Raw genomic sequence first — 4,643 nt, forward strand, 5'->3', positions numbered from 1 at the left:
CGGTGTTCTTTCCGCTGTAGTCGTGCCCAGCGCAGCTTCGGAACTTGCTGATCTCGATGATGACGGCGGGATCGAGCGGGTTGGCGGTGATGAGGCGCGCCGGCGGCGGGGCTGCGACGGCTGCCGCTGAGACGAAGGCGAGGATGAGCAGGAGCCCGGGCATGTCCGTCGATCCCCTCAAGCGCCTGACGCGGGTGATTCCGCGCGCTCCGCGCGGAGGGCTTCGACCGCCGACCGCGTCCCGCGGGTGTTTTCCTCGATGTCCACCGCCACGCGGAGCAGCTCGGCGTAGATCATCAGAAGGCCGAAGATCAACGCTCCGTAGAGGATCGCGGCTCCGATGACGATGAGACGTTCGATGCCCCCCATCGACGGACCGACCGCGCCGACGACTGCGAAGATCGCCGCGACTGCCACGGCGATCCACGCCAGAACACGCAACACCTTGACGGACAGACGCAACACGGGATAGCGGCGCTCCATGAGAGCTCTCTCCTTTCCGATGGGGCGTACGGCAGCGCAGCCATTGTAGACCCGTGCCGTGCCCAAAGCTTGCGGGCGGTGTATGATGCTCGCCGTCCAGCACGACTCCACTTCGCAAGGAGCTCCCGATGCCATTCGCCGAAACGAGACCCGAACCGCACTACGAAGGCGCGCTGCGACGCGGACGGGTCGCCATCTTGGGCCGGAGCGGGCTCCGACTCACCGACATGAACAGCTTCCATCTCGACGAGGGGCCCCACTTCTCGTGGCTGAACATCTACCGAGCGCTCGCCGACGGGAGACAGTTGGACATCCCCCGCGAACGCGCCGTGTCGTCCGTGACGCTTGAGGAGGGTGACGTCGTCGTGCGCTGGGAGCCGTGCGAGAGCGTGAACGCGGCGCTCTCGGCGCGCTATCGCCTTCTGACGGATGAGAACGCCGTCGACGTGACGTTTTCCGCTGATGCGCAGGCGGCGTACTCCCGCTTCGAGCTGTTCATCGCGAGCTACTTCACGCCCTATTACACGCCGCGGTACGCCGTCTCGGACAATCGGATCCACCCAGAAGGCGTCTTCTGGTACCAAAAGACGTGGTTCGGGGAGGAGAACACGGACGCATGGGCGCGCGACGCCGAGGCGCTCAACGTCTTCCGCGACGGCCGTTGGCTGACGGGGTACCCGGTCAACTGGCGGATGGGCCCCGCCTACGCGCTCCCGTTGATGACGCAGGAGCACAAATACGGCCACGCAATCGTCCTCATGGCGCGTCGGGAGGACGCCATAGGGATTTCGGGGCTCCACTCGTACCACAACTCGCAGTACTTCCACCTGTTCGGGCGCGACGTTGAGCCGGGCGAGCGGCTGTCAGCGACGGTTCGGATGGTCGTCCTGACGGAGTGGGATCAACTGAACCGCGCTGCCGAGACGCTCTACGCGGACTGGGCGCAGGAAGGAAACTGAGGACATGGGTTCACCGGTGAAGATCGCGGTGGTCGGCTGCGGATGGGCGGGCAGGCAGGCGGTTCTCGCTGGTGTGGCGGTTCTGTCGGTCGAGGTCGTGGCGATCGCTGAGATGGATGCGTCTCGTCGGGAGAGTGTCGCGGGGGAGTTCGGGATTCCTCGCGCGTACGCGGATTTGTCAGGTGTTCTCGGCGATCCCGAGGTCGAGGCGGTCTACCTGGCGACTTCGCCGGACGGCAGGCTGCCGCTAGTTCTGGACACGCTCGCAGCGGGCAAGCACGTCCTCGTCCAGAAACCCCACGCGATCCGCGCGCCCGAAGTGCTGGAGATGGACACCGCGTCGCAGCGAGCGGGCAAAGTGCTCCAGTTCTGCTACTTCCTGCGCCACTTTCCGCACAACCGGCGGATACGCAGCGCCGTCGCGCGCGGAGCCATCGGCGAGCCCTATCACGCGCGCGTGTTCCTGAAGTTCAACGCGATCCCACCGATGAACGACGTGAACCGATGGCTCCACGTCTACGGTCACAAGGGCGGCGCGCTGGGTCAGCACGCCTCGCATGAGCTCGACATGGTGTGGTGGTGGATGGGCTGCCCGGAGCCGGAGTGGGCGTTCGCGGCGAAACACTCGCTCTATCCCGTCTACGACGGTCCCGAGGGTCCCAGCGAGGACTATTTCAGCGGTATCGCCGGATTCGCGGGCGGCAAGACGGTCCAGATCGACTGCTCGCGGATGCTCCACACGGATTCGCCGACAGCCGTCGAGCTCTACGGAACGACGGGCGCGATTCGGGGCGGAGCTCTCCATCGGTTCCGCGACGGCGAGTTCGTGTCGGAGGCAGTGGACGACGCCCCCGACGTGCCCCACACGGAGCCGCCGGAGTCCCGACCCGCGTTCTACTACGAAGTGGAGCACTTCGCGATGGCGGTGCGGGGCGAGGTCGCGCCGGACGTCTGCGCGGCGGACTCCTACCGGTTCATGAAGCTGCTCGACGCGCTCTACGACAGCGCGCGCGAAGGACGACAGATCGTCGTCGCGGCGGGCTGGCGTTTACAGTCAGGATGAGGAGCGCAACCGCTGGCACGTGGCGGATCGAAGCGCTTCTCCGGGCGCGCGCTCGCGGTCCACGCATGCCGCGTTCTACAGTCGCTCTATCTGGCAGAAGAGCTGGTCCTCACCGGACCAGCGCTACAACCGCCATGCGAACGGAAGGAGGTACCGATGGAAGGCAACAACGCGAGTCCGACTAAGGGCCCACGACGCCGCATCGCCCTCGGCGTGAGTTGCGCGCTCGTCTTGGCGGGTTGTGCAGTCCTCAGGCAACCGCCGAAGCCGTCGGGCAGCGACCTAGTGACCGCGCACGGCGACAATGCGGCACACGATGCCGCGATCGCCGTCACAGCCCTGAATCCGCTAGACCTCAGGAACCGCGTCACGATCGTGCAGTTGCGCGACGGAACCCCTACCCGTGAGACACTTCAGCTTCCGCCAGACGACTCCGCGGTGGGGCTGTACCGCAGCCTCAACATCATGGCGTTCGGCTCCTCTGCTGAGCCCTATGGAGCGAATGAAGCGCAAGCGGTCTCTCGAGAAGGCTTGTGGCGCATCCGTCTGGCGGGAAGGTCGCGCGAACGAGCGTCGTTGGTCGTGCCCGCGATCATCGCTCTGCTCGCTCATCCGAATGCGGAAGTGCGGCGCGGCGCGAGCGACACCCTCGTTGAGTACGGCGAAACGTGCATCCCATGGGTGGTCGCTGCGTTGAACCCGGAGCATCGAACGGTGTTCTTTGCGCGTTCGCGACTCGTCGGCACGACCGAGGAGGCGTGGAGAGCGAACGCCCAACAGTCCGGTGAACGCGCGAGCTTCTATCTCCGACGCATCCTCATCGGTATCGGCGATCCGGCGGTACCCTGGCTGACCCCGCTGTTAGCCGAACCTGGGATGGAAGCCGTCGCTCGCTCGATCCTCGACGCGATCCAGGACAGGTGATGCGCGTGGCGCTGATCGTCAAGCGGCGACCTCACGCGCTCGCCGCGGGCGGTCGGAGGCACAATCGTGGCCGCGCCGGACATTGCGCGACGGCATGACCTTGACATATCGTTACGGCGTCAGGTCGCGCCGACGCGACCAACGGATAAGGAGGGTCGGCACATGCGCATCATGCGCTGGTGTCTTCTGATAGTGTCTTGTCTCATCTCGATCGCCCCGCCGGCATACGCGCAGAAGAAGGGCGTTCTCCGCATCAGCGGAGACAACGCGTGGGCGGCGTACGTGGACGGCACGAAGGTGGCCGAAGGGAACAACTGGCAGGCGCCGACGGTCACGAATTTCGATCTCGTCGCCGGACGGGCGACCATCTCCGTCTTCGTCCACGATGCGGAGCCCGCCGCAGCGGGTAAGGGCGGCTTCCTCGCCGATATCATCCTCGACAACAAGACCTACATCGGCACAGGCGATCCGGGCTGGATCTGCGACAAGTCGTTCAACAAGCCCGACCGTAAGGACGGCTGGGAAAAGCCCAACTTCGACGACAAGAAGTGGGAGGAACCCGTCAAGTACGAGCAGTTCGGAGCCGGCATCTGGGGATTCGGCGCGGCGGCGATGCGAGCCTTCCTGAAAGACCCCGACTGCACCGCGCTATGGGTTTGGTGCGGACCCAACGACGGAGCCGACGACATCTACTTCCGCTATCGGATCGGAACCCTCGCCGTCGAACCGAAGGGGAAGCTGGCGACCGTCTGGGCAGCCGCCAAGACGAAAGGCTGATTTCCCTCGCACCGGGAGGTCGTGTGACGCTCCGGCGGCGGATTCGTCCGTGTGTCAGGACTGCGCCTCGAACCGCGCCGAGTAGACGGGTGGGAAGTGGTTGCCGACGCAGGTCCACGACTCGCCCCGGTCGTCCGAGACGAAGACGTTGCCCGTCGTGCTCCCCATCGCGAGCGAATCGCCGGACACATCCAAGCCGTGGCGGTAGACGAGGTCGTAGCACCGCGATTGAGGCAGCCCCTGTCGGAGCGCCGTCCAGGTGCGCCCGCCGTCCTCGGTGCGCGCGACGCACATCGCCCCACCGTAGGCGACCCGCTTCTCGTCTGCCTGCGCCGGAACGACCCACGCGACATCGGGGTTTTCGGCGTCCACGGCGACGGCGAAGCCGAACCGCGCGAGTCCGTCCGGTTCCGACACGTCCGTCCACGACGCCGCGC

General features: G+C 66.0%; 5 protein-coding genes. 4 read left to right on the forward strand and 1 reads right to left on the reverse strand.

What is annotated here, in order from left to right:
- Positions 1 to 177: 177 nt before the first annotated feature.
- Positions 178 to 483 carry a hypothetical protein gene (locus FJZ36_18075; GenBank protein ID MBM3216806.1) on the reverse strand — a complete coding sequence of 102 codons (306 nt, stop codon included), beginning with the start codon at positions 481 to 483 and terminating at the stop codon, positions 178 to 180.
- 128 nt (positions 484 to 611) lie between these two features.
- Here FJZ36_18075 and FJZ36_18080 point away from each other — a divergent pair, with 128 nt between their 5' ends.
- The 4 genes from FJZ36_18080 (at position 612) to FJZ36_18095 (ending at position 4,206) form a co-directional block, all read left to right on the forward strand.
- Positions 612 to 1,442, forward strand: a complete 831-nt coding sequence (locus FJZ36_18080; protein ID MBM3216807.1) for a hypothetical protein — start codon at positions 612 to 614, stop codon at positions 1,440 to 1,442.
- A gap of 4 nt (positions 1,443 to 1,446) precedes the next feature.
- Positions 1,447 to 2,505: a Gfo/Idh/MocA family oxidoreductase gene (locus tag FJZ36_18085; GenBank protein MBM3216808.1), complete on the forward strand. Its 1,059-nt coding sequence runs from the start codon at positions 1,447 to 1,449 to the stop codon at positions 2,503 to 2,505.
- A gap of 156 nt (positions 2,506 to 2,661) precedes the next feature.
- The gene (locus tag FJZ36_18090) at positions 2,662 to 3,429 is read left to right on the forward strand and encodes a hypothetical protein (GenBank protein MBM3216809.1); all 768 of its coding nucleotides are present in this window, start codon (positions 2,662 to 2,664) and stop codon (positions 3,427 to 3,429) included.
- A gap of 162 nt (positions 3,430 to 3,591) precedes the next feature.
- A complete protein-coding gene (locus FJZ36_18095) occupies positions 3,592 to 4,206 on the forward strand; it encodes a hypothetical protein (GenBank protein ID MBM3216810.1) in 615 nt (204 codons plus the stop codon).
- Positions 4,207 to 4,643: the final 437 nt, after the last annotated feature.

The sequence above is a fragment of the Candidatus Poribacteria bacterium genome, from assembly GCA_016866785.1.
Taxonomy (GTDB): domain Bacteria; phylum Poribacteria; class WGA-4E.